General features: G+C 71.7%; 13 protein-coding genes and 3 pseudogenes. 14 read left to right on the top strand and 2 right to left on the bottom strand.

Annotated features, from left to right (window positions below; all coding sequences use genetic code 11):
• The 5 genes and pseudogenes from ACIQHQ_RS28250 to ACIQHQ_RS28230 all read left to right on the top strand — a co-directional run.
• A pseudogene (locus tag ACIQHQ_RS28250) lies at positions 1-627 on the top strand (alpha-1,4-glucan--maltose-1-phosphate maltosyltransferase); the annotation flags it as partial.
• Positions 624-2,342 carry a maltose alpha-D-glucosyltransferase gene (treS, locus tag ACIQHQ_RS28245; RefSeq protein ID WP_402616770.1) on the top strand — a complete coding sequence of 573 codons (1,719 nt, stop codon included), beginning with the start codon at positions 624-626 and terminating at the stop codon, positions 2,340-2,342. The pseudogene ACIQHQ_RS28250 and the gene treS, both read left to right, overlap by 4 nt.
• Before the next feature lie 28 nt (positions 2,343-2,370).
• Complete coding sequence (locus tag ACIQHQ_RS28240) at positions 2,371-3,741, top strand: maltokinase (protein WP_402616767.1); 1,371 nt, start codon at positions 2,371-2,373, stop codon at positions 3,739-3,741.
• 3 nt (positions 3,742-3,744) lie between these two features.
• A complete protein-coding gene (gene glgB / locus ACIQHQ_RS28235) occupies positions 3,745-5,952 on the top strand; it encodes a 1,4-alpha-glucan branching protein GlgB (RefSeq protein ID WP_402616764.1) in 2,208 nt (735 codons plus the stop codon).
• Between the two features lie 108 nt (positions 5,953-6,060).
• Entirely contained in the window at positions 6,061-7,149 is a 1,089-nt protein-coding gene (locus ACIQHQ_RS28230; protein ID WP_402616761.1) for a glutamate--cysteine ligase, read from the top strand.
• A 27-nt stretch (positions 7,150-7,176) separates the two neighbouring features.
• Here ACIQHQ_RS28230 and ACIQHQ_RS28225 read toward each other — a convergent pair whose 3' ends face one another.
• Complete coding sequence (locus ACIQHQ_RS28225) at positions 7,177-7,410, bottom strand: DUF6480 family protein (RefSeq protein ID WP_402616758.1); 234 nt, start codon at positions 7,408-7,410, stop codon at positions 7,177-7,179.
• A gap of 151 nt (positions 7,411-7,561) precedes the next feature.
• On the opposite strand from ACIQHQ_RS28225, the gene ACIQHQ_RS28220 reads away from it, so the two are divergent.
• Both ACIQHQ_RS28220 and ACIQHQ_RS28215 read left to right on the top strand, forming a co-directional pair.
• Entirely contained in the window at positions 7,562-9,460 is a 1,899-nt protein-coding gene (locus tag ACIQHQ_RS28220) for an AMP-dependent synthetase/ligase (protein WP_402616756.1), read from the top strand.
• A 117-nt stretch (positions 9,461-9,577) separates the two neighbouring features.
• Positions 9,578-10,012, top strand: a complete 435-nt coding sequence (locus tag ACIQHQ_RS28215; RefSeq protein ID WP_402616753.1) for an ATP-binding protein — start codon at positions 9,578-9,580, stop codon at positions 10,010-10,012.
• Positions 10,013-10,051: 39 nt separating this feature from the next.
• On the opposite strand, the gene ACIQHQ_RS28210 is transcribed toward ACIQHQ_RS28215, so the two are convergent.
• Entirely contained in the window at positions 10,052-10,423 is a 372-nt protein-coding gene (locus tag ACIQHQ_RS28210; RefSeq protein WP_402616750.1) for a PRC-barrel domain containing protein, read from the bottom strand.
• A 346-nt stretch (positions 10,424-10,769) separates the two neighbouring features.
• Here ACIQHQ_RS28210 and ACIQHQ_RS28205 point away from each other — a divergent pair, with 346 nt between their 5' ends.
• The 7 genes and pseudogenes from ACIQHQ_RS28205 (at position 10,770) to ACIQHQ_RS28175 (ending at position 16,414) form a co-directional block, all read left to right on the top strand.
• A complete protein-coding gene (locus ACIQHQ_RS28205) occupies positions 10,770-11,171 on the top strand; it encodes an STAS domain-containing protein (RefSeq protein ID WP_402616747.1) in 402 nt (133 codons plus the stop codon).
• Positions 11,172-11,438: 267 nt separating this feature from the next.
• The gene (locus tag ACIQHQ_RS28200) at positions 11,439-12,326 is read left to right on the top strand and encodes an STAS domain-containing protein (protein WP_402616744.1); all 888 of its coding nucleotides are present in this window, start codon (positions 11,439-11,441) and stop codon (positions 12,324-12,326) included.
• Complete coding sequence (locus ACIQHQ_RS28195) at positions 12,323-12,742, top strand: STAS domain-containing protein (RefSeq protein ID WP_386638059.1); 420 nt, start codon at positions 12,323-12,325, stop codon at positions 12,740-12,742. The genes ACIQHQ_RS28200 and ACIQHQ_RS28195 overlap by 4 nt, the downstream gene beginning before the upstream one ends.
• A complete protein-coding gene (locus tag ACIQHQ_RS28190) occupies positions 12,742-13,182 on the top strand; it encodes an anti-sigma regulatory factor (RefSeq protein WP_402616739.1) in 441 nt (146 codons plus the stop codon). Before ACIQHQ_RS28195 ends, ACIQHQ_RS28190 begins: the two co-directional genes overlap by 1 nt.
• Positions 13,182-13,565, top strand: a pseudogene (locus ACIQHQ_RS28185) (anti-sigma regulatory factor); the annotation flags it as partial. The gene ACIQHQ_RS28190 and the pseudogene ACIQHQ_RS28185, both read left to right, overlap by 1 nt.
• 519 nt (positions 13,566-14,084) lie before the next feature.
• A pseudogene (locus ACIQHQ_RS28180) lies at positions 14,085-14,690 on the top strand (SpoIIE family protein phosphatase); the annotation flags it as partial.
• Complete coding sequence (locus ACIQHQ_RS28175) at positions 14,687-16,414, top strand: PP2C family protein-serine/threonine phosphatase (RefSeq protein ID WP_402616735.1); 1,728 nt, start codon at positions 14,687-14,689, stop codon at positions 16,412-16,414. The pseudogene ACIQHQ_RS28180 and the gene ACIQHQ_RS28175, both read left to right, overlap by 4 nt.
• Positions 16,415-16,467: the final 53 nt, after the last annotated feature.

Genomic DNA, 16,467 nt, shown 5'->3' with positions numbered 1-16,467 from the left:
TACATGCGGCCGAACTTCTTTCCCAACACCCCCGACATCCTGCACGCCTACCTCCAACAGGGAGGGCGGCCCGCCTTCGAGGTCCGGGCGGTGCTCGCGGCGACGCTGTCGCCGTCCTGGGGCATCTACTCCGGCTACGAGCTGTGTGAGAACACCCCGCTGAAGGAGGGCGGCGAGGAATACCTGGACTCGGAGAAGTACCAGCTCAGGCACCGTGACTGGGAAGCGGCCGAACGTGAGGGCCGCACCATCACCGGGCTGCTGACCCGGCTCAACACCGTCCGGCGGGAACACCCGGCCCTCCAGCGGCTCAGGAACCTCCGCTTCCACCACACCGACAACGACGCGCTCATCGCGTACAGCAAGCGCAGCGGATCCGACGTCGTCCTGGTGGTCACCAACCTCGACCCCCACCACACCCAGGAGGCCACGGTCTCGCTGGACATGCCGCAACTCGGCCTCGACTGGCACAAGTCGGTGCCGGTACGCGACGAGCTCACCGGCGAGACCTATCGCTGGGGGCGCGACAACTATGTGCGGTTGGAGCCGGGGCGGGCTCCCGCGCACGTTTTCCACGTCCAGTCCCCGCCCGCCGCGCATGCGAACGGAGGGGCAGGAAAGCCATGACCGTGAACGAGCCCGTGCCGGACACCTTCGAGGACACTCCCGCGAGAGACCGTGACCCGGAGTGGTTCAAACGCGCCGTCTTCTACGAGGTGCTCGTCCGCTCGTTCCAGGACAGCAACGGCGACGGCGTCGGCGACCTCAAGGGCCTGACCGCCAAGCTCGACTACCTCCAGTGGCTCGGCGTCGACTGCCTGTGGCTGCCGCCGTTCTTCAAGTCCCCGCTGCGCGACGGCGGCTACGACGTCTCCGACTACACGGCCGTACTGCCGGAGTTCGGCGACCTGGCCGACTTCGTGGAGTTCGTCGACGCCGCACACCAGCGCGGCATGCGCGTGATCATCGACTTCGTCATGAACCACACCAGCGACCAGCACCCGTGGTTCCAGGAGTCGAGGAAGGACCCCGACGGACCCTACGGCGACTACTACGTGTGGGCCGACGACGACAAGGGCTATCCGGACGCGCGGATCATCTTCGTCGACACGGAGACGTCGAACTGGACCTTCGACCCGGTGCGGGGCCAGTACTTCTTCCACCGCTTCTTCTCGCACCAGCCGGACCTCAACTACGAGAACCCGCGTGTTCAGGAGGAGATCCTGGCCGCGCTGAAGTTCTGGCTGGACCTGGGCATCGACGGATTCCGGCTGGACGCGGTGCCGTACCTCTACGCGGCCGAGGACACCAACTGCGAGAACCTGCCCGCCACCCACGCGTTCCTCAAGCGCGTCCGCCGCGAGATCGACGCGCAGTTCCCGGACACGGTGCTGCTGGCGGAGGCCAACCAGTGGCCCGAGGACGTCGTCGACTACTTCGGCGACTACGCGAACGGTGGCGACGAGTGCCACATGGCGTTCCACTTCCCGGTCATGCCGCGCATCTTCATGGCGGTACGCCGCGAGTCCCGCTACCCGGTCTCCGAGATCCTGGCCAAGACACCGGCCATTCCCTCGAACTGCCAGTGGGGCATGTTCCTGCGCAACCACGACGAGCTCACGCTCGAGATGGTCACCGACGAAGAGCGCGACTACATGTGGGCCGAGTACGCCAAGGACCCCCGCATGCGCGCCAACATCGGCATCCGCAGGCGGCTGGCTCCCCTGCTGGACAACGACCGGCATACGATCGAGCTGTTCACGGCCCTGCTGCTGGCCCTCCCCGGCTCGCCGATCCTGTACTACGGCGACGAGATCGGCATGGGCGACAACATCTGGCTCGGCGACCGCGACGCCGTACGGACCCCGATGCAGTGGACCCCGGACCGCAATGCCGGGTTCTCCACCTGCGACCCGGGCCGCCTCTTCCTGCCGGCGATCATGGACCCGGTCTACGGCCACCAGGTGACCAACGTCGAGGCGTCGATGTCGTCGCCGTCGTCGTTGCTGCACTGGACCCGCCGCATGATCGAGATCCGCAAGCAGAACCCCGCCTTCGGACTCGGCTCCTACACCGAACTGCCGTCCTCCAACCCCGCGGTGCTGGCGTTCCTGCGGGAGTACGAGGACGACCTGGTGCTGTGCGTCAACAACTTCGCGCGGTTCGCGCAGCCCACCGAGCTCGACCTGCGCGAGTTCGCCGGGCGGCACCCGGTGGAGCTGTTCGGCGGGGTCCGCTTCCCGGCCATCGGCGAACTGCCGTACCTGCTGACCCTCGGGGGCCACGGCTTCTACTGGTTCAGGCTCACTCGAGTCGCATCCCGCATCGGCCGGCGACTGTGAGCCTGCGCCGACGAAAGGAGGCGTGACCATGCCGAAGACCGCATCCCTCCGCCCGAGTCTCACACGCCTGGCCGAGCCCATGGAGTGGCTCGGCGGGCTGCTGCGCGACTGGCTGCCCCGGCAGCGCTGGTTCGCCGGCAAGGACCGGCCCGTCACCGACCTCTGCCTGCTGTCGATGACCGAGCTCTTCCCGGGCTGTCTGCACCTGCTGGTCCACGCCGGCCACGCCGGGCACACGGGTGTGCCCTCGCCCGGCGGGGCTCCCCCGGCCGGTGACTGCTACCAGCTGCTCCTCGGCGTGCGGGAGCAGCCGTCGCCGCGTCTGGGGCGGGCGCTCATCGGGCAGGTGCAGGACGGGCCGCTGGCCGGCATGACCGTCTACGACGCGCTGCAGGATCCCCGTTCGGCCCAGCTGCTGCTCGACCGGCTGCGGCACCCCGGCAGCGCGGGCCCGCTGCGCTTCGACTGCGACCCGGATCAGCGGGTGCCCGCCGGCCTCGCGCCGCGGCTGCTGGACGCGGAGCAGTCCAACTCCTCGCTGGTGTACGGCGACGAGTACATCCTGAAGGTCTTCCGGCGCATCCAGCCGGGCGTCAACCCGGACCTGGAGGTACCGGGCGCGCTGGCCCGTCAGGGCTGTCACCGCGTGCCCGCGCCCGTGGCCTGGTTCCAGACCAGGCACCCGTTCAAGGCCACCCTCGGCGTGCTCCAGCCGTACCTGCGGGACGCCTCCGACGGCTGGACGCTGGGGCTGCACGCGCTGGCCGCCGGGGACGACTTCACGGTCCAGGCGCGGGCCCTGGGCGCTGCCACGGCGGAGGTGCATCTCGCGCTGGCGTCGGCCTTCCCGGTCGGCGAGCCCGGGGAGAACGGGCGTACGGCGGCGGCGATGACCGAGCGGCTGGACGCCGCGGCGCACTGCGTGCCCGCGCTGCAGCCGTTCGTGCCGGGCCTGCGGACCGCGTTCGCCGCCCTCACCGGCTGCGACCCCGGGCCGCCCGCCCAGCGCATCCACGGCGACCTGCACCTGGGTCAGGTGCTGCGGGCCGGGCGCGAGTGGTTCGTCATCGACTTCGAGGGCGAGCCGTCCCGGCCGCTCTCCGAACGGCGCAGCGCCCACTCCCCCGTGCGCGACATCGCCGGGATGCTGCGTTCCTTCGACTACGCCGCCCGGCAGCGCCGCCCCTGGCGCCCGGAGTGGGCCCGCCGCTGTCGCGAGGCCTACTGCGCGGGCTATGCCGCCCGCGCCGGCTGGGACCCCCGCAAGAAACACGGACTGCTCCGTGCCTACGAGACGGACCGGGCCGTGTACGAGGTGCTGTACGAGGCACGGCACCGCCCCGACTGGCTGCCTGTACCGATGGCGGCGATCGAGCGCCTCGCCGTGAGAGGAGACTGAGCCGTGGCCCTGCGCGACACCTCAATCCCGGAGCCGTCCGGCCCGGTCCCGAGCACGACCGCCCCCGCCCTGAGCCCGGAGGACCGCGGGCGCCTGCTGGCGGGCGCCCACCACGATCCGCACGCGTTGCTGGGCGCCCACCCGGTGCCCGGCGGGTTCGTGTTCCGGGCGCTGCGTCCCTTCGCCCGCGCGGTGAGCGTGGTGATCGGCGGCCGGCGCACCGCGCTCGTCTCGGAGGGCGACGGCCTCTTCTCGGGCGTGCTGCCGCTGGACGCGGTCCCCGCGTACACGCTGCACGTGGTGTACGAGGACGGCGAGCAGGAGACGCACGACCCGTACCGCTTCCTGCCCGCGCTCGGCGAGCTCGACCTGCATCTGATCCGTGAGGGCCGGCACGAGCAGCTGTGGACGGCGCTGGGCGCACAGCCCATGACCCACGAGGGCGTGACCGGCACCCGGTTCACCGTGTGGGCGCCGAACGCGCAGGGCGTGCGGGTCGCCACGGACTTCACCCACTGGGACGGGACGCAGTTCCCGATGCGGTCGCTGGGCGCCTGTGGCGTGTGGGAGCTGTTCCTGCCGGGCGTCGGCGAGGGCACCCCGTACAAGTTCGAGATCCACTCGCGGCACGGCGGGCGCTTCCTCAAGGCCGACCCGATGGCCCGCCGCTGCGAGGAGCCGCCCAACACGGCGTCGATCGTGACGGCCTCGCACTACGAGTGGGGCGACACCGAATGGATGGCGCACCGCGCCGACACACCCGTGCACGAGGCGCCGTTCTCGGTGTACGAGGTGCACCTGGCGTCGTGGCGGCCGGGGCTGACCTACCGGCAGCTCGCCGAGGAACTCCCGACGTACGTCAGGGACCTGGGCTTCACGCACGTGGAGCTGATGCCGGTCGCCGAGCATCCCTTCCACGGTTCCTGGGGCTACCAGGTCACCGGCTTCTACGCGCCGACGTCCCGGCTCGGAACACCGGACGACTTCCGGTTCTTCGTCGACGCCTGTCATCGGGCCGGTCTCGGCGTGATCATGGACTGGGTGCCGGCGCACTTCCCGAAGGACGACTGGGCGCTGGCCCGGTTCGACGGGGAGCCGCTGTACGAGCCGGGGGACGACCGGCGGGCGGAGCACCCGGACTGGGGCACGTACGAGTTCGACTTCGGCCGCACCGAGGTACGCAACTTCCTCGTCGCGAACGCCGTCTACTGGTGCGAGGAGTTCCACATCGACGGGCTGCGGGTGGACGCGGTGGCGTCCATGCTCTACCTGGACTACTCCCGTGAGGACGGCCAGTGGGAGCCCAACGCCTACGGCGGCCGGGAGGACCTGGCGGCCATGGCGTTCCTGCAGGAGATGAACGCGACGGTGTACCGGCGGGCCCCCGGCGTGGTCACGATCGCCGAGGAGTCCACCGCCTGGGGCGGGGTGACCCGGCCCACCGACACCGGCGGGCTCGGCTTCGGGCTGAAGTGGAACATGGGCTGGATGCACGACTCGCTGGAGTACATCGCCCACGAGCCGGTGCACCGCAAGTACCACCACCACGAGATGACGTTCTCGATGGTGTACGCCTACAGCGAGAACTACGTCCTGCCGATCTCCCACGACGAGGTCGTGCACGGCAAGCAGGCGCTGGTCTCGAAGATCCCGGGCGACTGGTGGCAGCGGCGCGCCACTCACCGGGCCTACCTCGGTTTCATGTGGGGCCACCCCGGAAAACAGCTGCTGTTCATGGGGCAGGAGTTCGCGCAGGGGGCGGAGTGGTCGGTGGAGCACGGCCCCGAGTGGTGGCTGCTCGACGACGGGTATCACTCGGCGGGTGACCACCGGGGCGTGCGCGACCTGGTGCGCGACCTGAACACCGCCTACCGGGCGACGCCGGCGCTGTGGCAGTGCGACACCCGCCCGGAGGGCTTCCGATGGGTGGCGGTGGACTCGGCCGACGACAACGTCCTCGCGTTCCTGCGCTACGACGCCGAAGGCCGTCCGCTGCTGGCGGTGTCGAACTTCTCCCCCGTGGTCCGGCAGGACTACGGCCTGTGGGTGCCCGGTGACGTCGTCGCCTGGGAGGAACGCCTCAACACCGACGACACGCGCTACGGCGGCAGCGGCGTCACCAACCCGAATCCGGTCAAACCGGAGGACGGTCAGGTCCGGATCACGCTGCCCCCGCTCGCCACGGTGTGGCTGACGCCGGTCGCCGTGTGAAGTCCTGCCGTCCCATCAGGTGTCCTACCCGCCTGTGAGGGGCACTAGGTCGTACCACCGGGAGCACCCGGTGGTACGACTCGGCAGGGCCAGAAGGGCGGGCATCAGGTGCGCACCGTGGGAGTGGAGGAGGAACTCCTCCTGGTGGATCCGGAGACCGGAGAGCCGCGGGCGCTGTCCGCGGCGGTACTCGCCCGGGCGGAGAAGGACGACGCGGATCAGGACGTTTTCGAGAAGGAACTCCACGAGCAGATGCTGGAGTTCGCCACCCATCCGCAGTCGTCCATGGAGAGCTTGCGCGACGAGATCGTCCGCTGCCGCAAGGAGGCCGCCCGGCACGCGGGCGAGATCGGCTGTACCGTGGCGGCGCTCGCCACCTCGCCGCTGCCGGTCAGCCCCGCCGTCGGCGTCGGCCGGCGCTACCAGTGGATGGCCGACCAGTACGGCATCGCCACCCGGGAGCAGCTCGTCATGGGCTGTCACGTGCATGTGTCGGTCGAGTCGGACGAGGAGGGCGTCGCGGTCGTCGACCGGCTCCGGCCGTGGCTGCCGGTCCTGCGGGCGCTGAGCGCGAACTCGCCGTTCTGGCAGGGCAAGGACTCCGGGTACAGCAGTTACCGCAGCCGGGTGTGGCTGCGCTGGCCGTCGGCCGGCCCGACCGAGATCTTCGGCTCGCCCGAGCGGTACCACCGTCTGATCGCGGACATGGTGGCCACCGGCGCCCTCCTGGACGACGGGATGATCTATTTCGACGCACGGCTGTCCCCGCGGTACCCGACGGTGGAGCTGCGTGTCTCGGACGTCTGTCTGCACTCCGGCACGGCCGTGCTGATCGCCACGCTCGTCCGCGGGCTGGTCGAGACCGCCGCGCGCGAGTGGCGGGACGGCCGTGAGCCGCTCGGCCACAGCGTCAGCCTGCTGCGGCTGGCCGACTGGCAGGCCGCCCGGTCCGGCCTCTCGGGTGAGCTGCTGCACCCGGCGACCATGCGGCGCATGCCGGCCGAGGCCGTCGTCCGCGCCCTGCTGGAGCATGTCGAGGAGGCTCTCGACAGCACGGGGGACCTGGAGCGGGCACGGGCCGCGTTCGAGGAGCTGCTGCGCGAGGGCAACGGCGCTCAGGTGCAGCGCGCGCTGATGGAGCGCACGGGGAGTCTGCGGGACGTCGTCACCGAGTGCGTCCGCCACACGCAGGCGTGAGGCGTCCCGTTCGCCAGGGGTAGGGGTTCAGAGGATCAGCACGAGGGCGTAGGCCAGGAAGAACGCCGCGATCAGCACCGTGACGACGATGATCACGGTCAGCGGGCCCTTGGCCCAGCCCTTGGTCGGATTGTGCGTCTCCCGGGGCAGCGTCTCCGGCATGCTGCTCTCCGCGGGCGGGGTCTCGCCCGGCGGTACACCGCCGCCGGGCTCAAGACCGGTGGTGCGTTCGGGTTCGGGATCGGGGCTGATGTGAGTCATGCCGTCCGGGTCCCCCGATCACGCCCAGATCATCAGCGGTTCCACTTCCGTATTTTCCGACCCCGAAGGGTCCCGACTCGACTACATTCGAGCACCGCCGATGACGGTACCCGTCGGCAACGTCACACCCCGTACATGTCAGGAGCAGTGCATGCGCGACCTCGCCCTCGCTCCCCCGGCCGTGGCGCCCCTGACCGGCGGGCTCGCCGACAGCGTCTTCGAGACGGCGGACCGCGAACCGGCCCGGCCGATGCTCGCCCGCCGGGCCGACCCCGCCTCCACGGCCTGGGAGGAGGTGACGGCCGTCGAGCTGCGCGACGAGGTCGTGGCCATCGCCAAGGGCCTGATCGCCTCGGGGATCGCACCGGGCCACCGCGTGGCCATCATGGCGCGCACCCGTTTCGAGTGGACGGTCCTGTGCTACGCCCTGTGGGCCGTGGGCGCCGAGGTCGTCCCGGTCTACCCGACGTCCTCGCGCGACCAGGTGGAGTGGATCCTGCGGGACGCCGGCTGCGTGGCCGTGGTGGTCGAGGACGAGCAGGGCGTCATGACCGTGGGCTCGGTGTGCGCCTCGCTCCCGCTGCTGCGCCACGTCTGGCAGCTGGACGCCGGCGCCCTCGCGGACCTCACCGGCCGCGGGGAGTTCATCCCGATCGCCACCGTCGACTCGATGCGCCGCATCGTGCTGCCGGACTCCACGGCGGTCATCGCCTACACCTCCGGCACCTCCGGTCACGCCATGGGCTGCGCGCTCAGCCACCGCAACCTCGCCGGCCCCTGCGACACACTGCTGGCAGGCTGGGGGCACACGGCCGCACCGCGCGGGGAGCAGGGCTCGGTCCTCGCGTTCCTGCCCTTCTCCCATGTGTACGGGCTGATGATCCAGGGGCTGTGCGTGCGCGGCGGACTGCTCATGGGACACCAGGCCGAGCTGAGCGGGGAAGCGCTGTCGTCGGCGCTGCGCTCCTTCCGCCCGACGTATCTCTACGCGGTTCCCTCGGTCCTGGAGAAGATCTACAAGAACTTTCTGCGCACCGCGCAGCAGGGGGGCCACGGCGGACTGTTCGAGCGGGCCGCCGAGACCGCCCGGGACTTCGCCGCGGCCCTGGAGCGCCAGCGGCTGGGCCGGGGGCGCGGGCCCGGATTCGACCTGCGGCTCCAGCACGCACTGTACGAACGCACGGTGTACCGCCGGCTACGGGCGGCGCTGGGCGGCCGGGTGCAGCGGGCGACGTCCGGCGGCTCCCCCCTCAGCCGCGAGCTGTCCCTCTTCTACGAGGGCATCGGCATCTACGTGCACGACGGGTACGGCCTCACGGAGACCTCCGGCGGAGTGACCATGCAGCCGCTGGGACGGGAGAAGTCCGGGACCGTGGGGCAGGCCCTGCCGGGCATGGAGATCCGGGTGGCCGAGGACGGGGAGATCCTGGTGCGCGGCCCGTCGGTGTTCCAGGGGTACGTGGGCGACCAGGCCGCCACCCGGGCCGCGCTGCGCGGCGGCTGGCTTGCCACCGGGGACCTCGGGCGGCTTGACTCGGAGGGCTATCTGACGATCACCGGCCGCAAGAAGGACATCATCATCACCAGCAGTGGCAAGAGCGTCGCCCCGCTGGCCCTGGAGCAGCGGCTGCGGATGCACCCGCTCATCCACCAAGCGGTGGTGGTGGGGGACAACCGGCCCTGTGTGGGCGCCCTGATCACACTGGATCCGGAGTTCCTGGCGCACTGGCGGGCCGGGCTGGCCCTGCAGGGTGAGTTGCGGGAGGCGCGGGAGGAGAACGCGCTGAGGGAGGAGGTCGCCCGTGCCGTGGCAGCGGCCAACAGCGTTGTCTCGCCATCGGAGTCGATCCGGGTGTTCCGGGTCCTGCCGGAGGCGTTCGACGTGACCAACGGATTGCTCACGCCGTCGATGAAGCTGCGCCGGGACGAGATCGTGCGGCACTATGCGTCCGAGATCGACGCGATGTACCAGTCACGCGGGCGTCCCACCAGGGCGAGCACCTCCGACGAACCGTCGAACTGGGACGATTCGGACAACGTGTTCCGTTGAGCGTGCAACCGGACGCGTAGGCCTCGCCCGGTCGGGAACACGCAACAGTGGCGACGCAAGAGAAAGGACGACAGCCCTGACGACAGCCCTTGCTGACGCCCGGGCCGGAAAGGCGATATGTCAACCGAGCCGCGTGGGGACGACGCCCTGACCTCCGAGGAGATCCCGAGCCGCACGAACAGCTTCGTGGGTGAGCCGCATGACGTGACGGGTGCGCGGCTGGCCGCGGAGGAGTTCCTGCGTGATCTGGCACGCTCCTCCCCGCCCTCTGCCCCCGAATACTGGGACGACATCCTGCTGGTGGTGACGGAACTGGCCGCCAACGCGGTCCAGTACGCCCCGGGCCCGTTCGCGCTGCGGATGCGCCGGACGTTCGACGGGGTGCATGTGGTCCTGCACGACACCAGCACCACCGAGCCCGCCCCTCGCCCCTTCGACCCGCGCAGCGGTGGCGGGGGCATCGGCTGGCACCTGATCCACACCCTGTGCGACCAGGTCAGTGTGGTGGCCGACACGCAGGGCAAGGACGTGCACGTATTCATGCCCTGGTGAGCCGAGTGTCACGGGCGCAGTGCGCCCGTGACACTCGGCTCAGACCCGGGCCGCCTCGCGGGGCGGCAGCCGGTCGTAGTAGTCGCCCACGGCCCGCAGGTACTCCTGGTCCCGCGTCTCGCTGTCCGTCTGGAAGCGGGGCGCGGCCTTCGCGTCCGACCTGCTGCAGGCCAGTGTGATCTTCCGGGCCTGTGCGTCCACGCCGGTGACGACTCCGGCCGGGACCAGGACGCTGCGGCCGAACACCCAGACCCCGGTGTCGACGACCAGGTGCCGCATGCCGTGCGGGGCGGCCTCCCGGTCCACGTGCCCGATCGTGCCGTCGGTCGCGGCGACGGCGAAACCGGTCAGGTCCTGTCCCTCCGTGTGACCGCTGTCCGGCGCGTACGACCAGATTCTGTCGATGGCCACGCTGTTCCATCCTCCCTGGCGATGTGCGGATCGTCATGCCTGTGGCGGACGCTTCCCGCCCGCCCCGTTCCACACCAGCAATTACCCTCCTGCCGCAAGCGCATTCGGCGAACACGCCTGCTACCGCAAGTCGTCCTGCCACGCGGTCCCGACGATGTTTCGGACCGGGATGCATGGAGGACGGTTTCCGGGGTAATCGCGGGGGCGCGGTGACATCCGAAGCCCGTCGAGGAAGGGAGGCGCATGAGGAACGGCATGGGAGTCCGGACAACGACCGGTATCCCCTCGCACCGCGGTCATCCCCAGAGGTGACCTGCCCAGGCCGTAGCACTTGTTGGAGGTATCCGTGCCCCTCGCCCAGAACCCGCTGTCCGTGGAAGTCGAACTCCCCCGGGAGGACGTGGCCCTGATCACGGTCGACGGCTACCTGGACGTCGACACCGCGACCGAGTTCCAGGCCCATCTGGCCAATCAACTCCACCACGGCCGACGGCATTTCCTGCTCGACCTCTCGTCCGTCCCCTTCATGGACTCGTCCGGGATGAACATCATCCTGAGGGTGTACCAGGAGACCCGTAAGACCGAGGGCAGCGTGCACGTCATCAGCCCGACGCCTGCCGTGCGGCGCATCCTCGACCTGACCGGCGTCAGCATCACGGTGCCGATATCGGAGAGTGTCGCCGAGGCTCTGACCCGTGTCGACGAAGGGCCGAGCGTCCCCGAGGAGCGGGGAGGCCAGAGCCTCTGACCGACCGGCTCCCCCTCGGGCACGGCCCCGTCGAAGAACGGTCGGCCGGTGCCCTCGCTCCGCCCTGCCCGAACGACGGCTCACCCCTTCACGCGCCGACACCCCGACGGTGGCAACCGCCGGTCCCCGGAACCGGACCGCTCGCACCGGAGCAGGTGTCGTACGAGGTCGGCGCATGGTTAGAGTTGTCGCCCGGCAAGTGTCACATCGCCGTCTCGTTGCCAGAAGCGGGCTCGGTCGACGCAACGCGGATGAGGAGAGAACCAGGTGCCGGAGCACGAAGCGGACGGACAGCTCGCCACCCCCAGCCACGAGGTACGGGACTTCCTGTACCGCCGGCGTGAGCAGATCGCCCAGCGGTGGGCGGATGAGCCCTTGTTCCGCACCGTGTTCACCGTCTCGCGCGACGAGGCGGTGGAAGCGGGCAAGGCCGTGGTCGACGCGCTGGCCCAGGTGGCCGACTCGGAGCAGGTGGAGGACCCGGACGCCGCGGGATTCAGCGGGGTGCGCGAGCAGCTGGCACGGATGGGCGTGGCCCGCTCCCGTGCCGGGCTGTCCAACACCCAGGTCTCCAGCGAGCTGGCCGCCCTGCGGCCGCCCGTGGAGAATCTGCTGGCCGCCGATCTCGAGCAGGCGCCCCCCGAGCACCTGCGGGCGTCGTCGACCGCCCTGACCGTGCTGATGGGCACCCTTCGGCTGGTGGCGATGCAGACGGCGCTGAGCGAATGGCAGGCGCTCAGCGACCGCCAGCGGCTGCAGCTGATGGAGGTGGCCACACCCGTCATCCGGCTGTGGGACGGCGTCGTGGCCGTGCCGCTGATCGGGACGCTCGACAGTGCCCGCAGCCAGATCGTGATGGAGACGCTGCTGAACGCCGTCGTCGAACAGCACGCGCGGTTCGCGATCCTCGACATCACCGGAGTGCCCACGGTCGACTCGCTGGTGGCGCAGCACCTGATGAAGACGGTCGCCGCGGCGCGGCTCATGGGCGCCGAGTGCATCGTCTCGGGCATCCGCCCCGCCATCGCGCAGACCATCGTGCACCTCGGACTGGACCTGGACGTGATCACCCGCGCGAGCCTCGCCGACGCACTCGGGTACGCGCTGCACCAGCTCGGCGCGGACATCGTGAATCCGGGTACGGGCCAGCGGTGAACGACGCCTACCCCCACCCCGTGACCGGCCACGTGCCGGTCCTCCGGCTCGGCGACGTCCTGCTGGTCACGCTCCAGGGCGATCTCCACGACAGCACGGCGCAGCAGCTCCAGCAGGACCTTTCCGAGACCATCTCCCGTACCGGGGTGCGCGGGGTCCTCATCGACATCTCCGGTGTGGAGATCGTCGACTCCTTCCTCGGCCGGGTGCTGGCCGAGATCGCCGCGCAGTCCAAGTTGCTGGCCGCGCGCACCGTGGTGGCCGGCATGCGCCCCGCCGTCGCCATCACCCTGGTCGAACTGGGTCTGACGCTGCCGGGGCTGAGCACCGCGCTCAGCACCGAGGCGGGCATGGAGCTCCTCGCCCGGCAGGCCCCGGTGACCCGTCCCGGCGGCCCGCGTCAGGAGAGTCCGTGATGCACACTGCCGCGGGCGTGGAGGCCTGCTTGCCCATCCGGTCGGACATGGACCTGGTATGGGTGCGTCAGCACGTACGGCAGGCCGCTGCCCGGCTCGGCTTCGGTCTGGTGGACCAGACCAAGCTGATCACCGCGGCCAGCGAGCTGGCCCGCAACACCCTGGTGCACGGCGGCGGCGGACAGATGGAGGCCACGCGGGTCAGCAGCGCGGGTGCGCAGGGGTTGCGGCTGTCCTTCAGCGACGAGGGGCCGGGCATCAGCGACCTGGACCAGGCACTGAGCGACGGCTACACCTCCGGCGGCGGTCTGGGCATGGGGCTGAGCGGTGCGCGGCGCCTGGTGCACGACTTCGACATCGACACCACGCCGGGTTCCGGCACCACGGTGCGGGTGACCTGCTGGGTGGGCCGGCCGCCGCGTCCGCGCGAGGAGGTCTGATGCCGCGCGTGTGGGACGTGCCGGTGCGTGACTCGACCCGGGTGCGGGACGCGCGGGTCGCGGCGGAGGGCGCCGCCGCCCTGGCCGGGCTGGACGAGCGCCGTACCGCGGCCGCCGCGCTGGTCGCGACCGAGCTCGCCACGAACCTGCTGAAGCATGCCGAGGGTGGTCAGGTGCTCATCGAGGTCGTGGCCCCACCCGCGCTGCGCAGGGACGGTGAGGGGTCCCGGGTGGTGCAGATCGCCGCGATCGACCACGGCCCGGGCATCCCCGACGTGTCCGCGGCCCTGCGCGACGGCTTCTCCACGACCCGTTCGCTCGGTGCGGGCCTGGGTACGTGCCGACGCCTCTCCGACGACTTCGCCCTGCACAGCGTCCCCGGCCGCGGTACGGTCGCCGTCGCCCGTGTGAGCACTGCGCCCCGGGGAGCGCAGGCGCCGGGACGGTCCGAGGGCGAGGTCTCCACCGGCGGGCAGTGGCCGGGCGGCGAGCCGTCGTTCGGCGCGGTGGCCTGTGGCGCACTGACGGGCCATGCCGCGGTGCCGGCCAGTGCGCCGGGCTTCGCCGGGCAGGCGCAAGGGGCCCCGGGCGACCCGACGCATGAAGCCGACCCGGCGCAGGGCGTCGGGCACGGGCCGTACGGGGCGCCGGGCCACGACCTCCGGCGCACCGGCACCGCGGGGCGGCGACCCGGCGCCCAGGCGGCACGGGCACACGGCCTCGCCCACGCCGGCACCCCGGGGACCGGCTCGGCTCCCCGGACGGCTCCGTCCCACGAACCGGCTGACGCCGTCACGTCCGGCACCCCGAAGACGAACACGCCGGCAGACCACGCGGCACCCGCTCACGGCCTCCCGGCCCCCGGGGCGGTCCGGCAGAGCCGTTCACTGGCCGGTGCCGGGGTCCGGGCCGGTGGGGTGAACATCCCCTACGGCGGAGCCGAGTACTCGGGGGACGCCTGGGCGTGGGTCCGGGCCGGAGACCGGGTGACGTTGATGCTGGCGGACGGACTGGGGCACGGGCCGGAGGCCGCGCATGCCTCGTCCGCCGCGGTCGCGGCCGTCCACCGGTGGTCCCACCTCTCCCCCGCCGAGTCGCTGCGCCGGCTGCACGACGCGCTGAGGGGCACGCGCGGCGCGGCCGTCGCCCTCGCCCAGCTCGACCTGCCGGCCCGGCGGCTCCGGTTCGCCGGCATCGGGAACGTGGGGGCGCGGCTGCGCACCGCCGGCACCTGGCGCGCCCTGCTGTCGAGGCCCGGCATCGTCGGGGTGCACCGGCCCACCACCCTCCGCGAGGAGGAGGCCGACTGGACGGGCGACCCGCTGCTGATCCTGCACACCGACGGTCTGCCCAGTCGCTGGACGCCGCCGTCCGACTCCGGGCTGCCCGCGGCGGACCCGGCCGTGACGGCCGCCGTGACGATACGCGACACCAGCAGTCCCGCCCGGCCGGTGCGGGACGACACCGCCGTGGCCGTGCTGACCTCGACCCCGCCGGAACGCCCATGATGCGCACTTGGCAGATCACCACCGTCACCGACGCGGCCCGCGCCCGCATCTCGCTCGCGCGCCTGGCCGCCGCCTACGGTGTGCCCACCGTCGAACGGACCCGGCTGGCCGCCGGCCTCAGCGCCCACCTGCGGCAGTGCCTCACCAAGGGCGGCACCTGGCGGCTCACCATGGACCTGGCGGGCTCCACCGCCGAGGAAGGGCTGCTGCACCTCGTGGTGACCCCGCCGCCGGAGGCGTGCGCCGCCGGGGAGCCTCTCTGGGAGGTCACCGTCCCCTGCCCCGAGAGGACCGAGGCACCCGAGGGCGGCACCGTCGCCGACGACCCCGCCGCCCTGTCGGAAGCGCTGCTCGGCGCCGACGAGGACACGGCCGTGGTGCTGGACAAGCTCGCGGAGCAGGAAGATCTGGTCTCCTTCCACCGCGAGGAGCTGCACCAGACCAACCAGGGCGTCCTGGCGCTGCACGCCGAGCTGGACGCGGCCGGCCGGGCCCAGCGCGAGGCCTTCGCCGCCGAGCGCAGCGCCCGCAACGAGGCGGAGAGCGCCCGGCGCAGGCTGACGTTCCTCGCGGACGCGAGCGCCGTGCTGACGGCGTCGCTGAACCACGAGGAGATCGTGCGCCGGCTGCCGGACCTGCTGGTGCCGGAGTACGCCAGCAGCGTCGACGTCTGGCTCTTCGACCAGGAGGAGGACAAGCACCGGTCGGCGCCGCATCCGGCCGCGGCCGTGGTCGCGGCCCGCACCGGGCGGCCCCAGTACGCCGCCGACCACCCCGGCAACCTGCCCGGCGTCGACGACCAGCCGCCGTCGGCGCTGGATCCCGGGCGGCCGCTGCTGTGCGTGCCGCTGCCGACGCGGCGGGCGCCGCTGGGCGTCCTGACGCTGTCGCCGCCCGGGGGGCGCTGGGACCCGGACGACGCGGTGATGCTGATCGAGCTCACCCGGCGGGCCAGCATCGCGATCGACAACGCCCGGCGCTTCGAGCACAACCGTGACATCGCCGAGACTCTCCAGCGCGCCCTGCTGACCGACCTCCCGGTCACACCGGGCCTCAGCCTGGCCGCGCGGTACCTTCCGGCCACGCACGGGCTGAACATCGGCGGTGACTGGTACGACGCGTTCCCCCAGCGGGACGGCGGTCTCATCACCGTCATCGGCGACGTCACCGGGCACGGGCTGCACGCGGCGGTCATGATGAGCCAGCTGCGCACCGCGCTGCGGGCGTACGCCGTCGACGGTGACAGCCCGGGCCGGCTGCTGACCCGGCTGCACCGGTTCCTGCACCATCTCCAGCCGGATCTGTACGCCACCGCCGTCATCGCCCGGTTCCATCCGGACGAGGCCACGCTGACCTGGGCCGCCGCGGGGCATCCGCCGCCGGTGCTGCGCCTGCCCGACGGCACCGTGCGTACCCTCGACGCCAAGCCCGGCGCGATGCTCGGCATTCCGCTCACCCAGGAGATCGCCGACCACACGGAGGAGCTGGAGCCGGGCTCGACCCTCGCCCTGTACACGGACGGGCTGGTGGAGCGGCGGGCGCAGGGCATAGACCCGGGCATCGTCCGGCTGGCGTCGGCTCTCGGCCGGTTCCGTTCCGCGGAGCTGGACGCGGACCTGGAGGGCTCGGCGGACCGGCTTCTGAACCCCTTGCTGAGCGATTCCGAGCGGGACGACGACGTCTGTCTGCTGCTCTGTCACTTCCAAGGCGGCGCGAACTCCTGACGACGGGTCCGGCCGACTCGGTGTGCACGCCTTCTTCACTCCCGCCCGGTGCT

Origin of the sequence: Streptomyces sp. NPDC092370, from assembly GCF_044755265.1 — a bacterium.
Taxonomy (GTDB): domain Bacteria; phylum Actinomycetota; class Actinomycetes; order Streptomycetales; family Streptomycetaceae; genus Streptomyces.
Note: the sequence above shows the minus strand (reverse complement) of the source record. Positions and strands in the feature narration are given on the sequence as shown.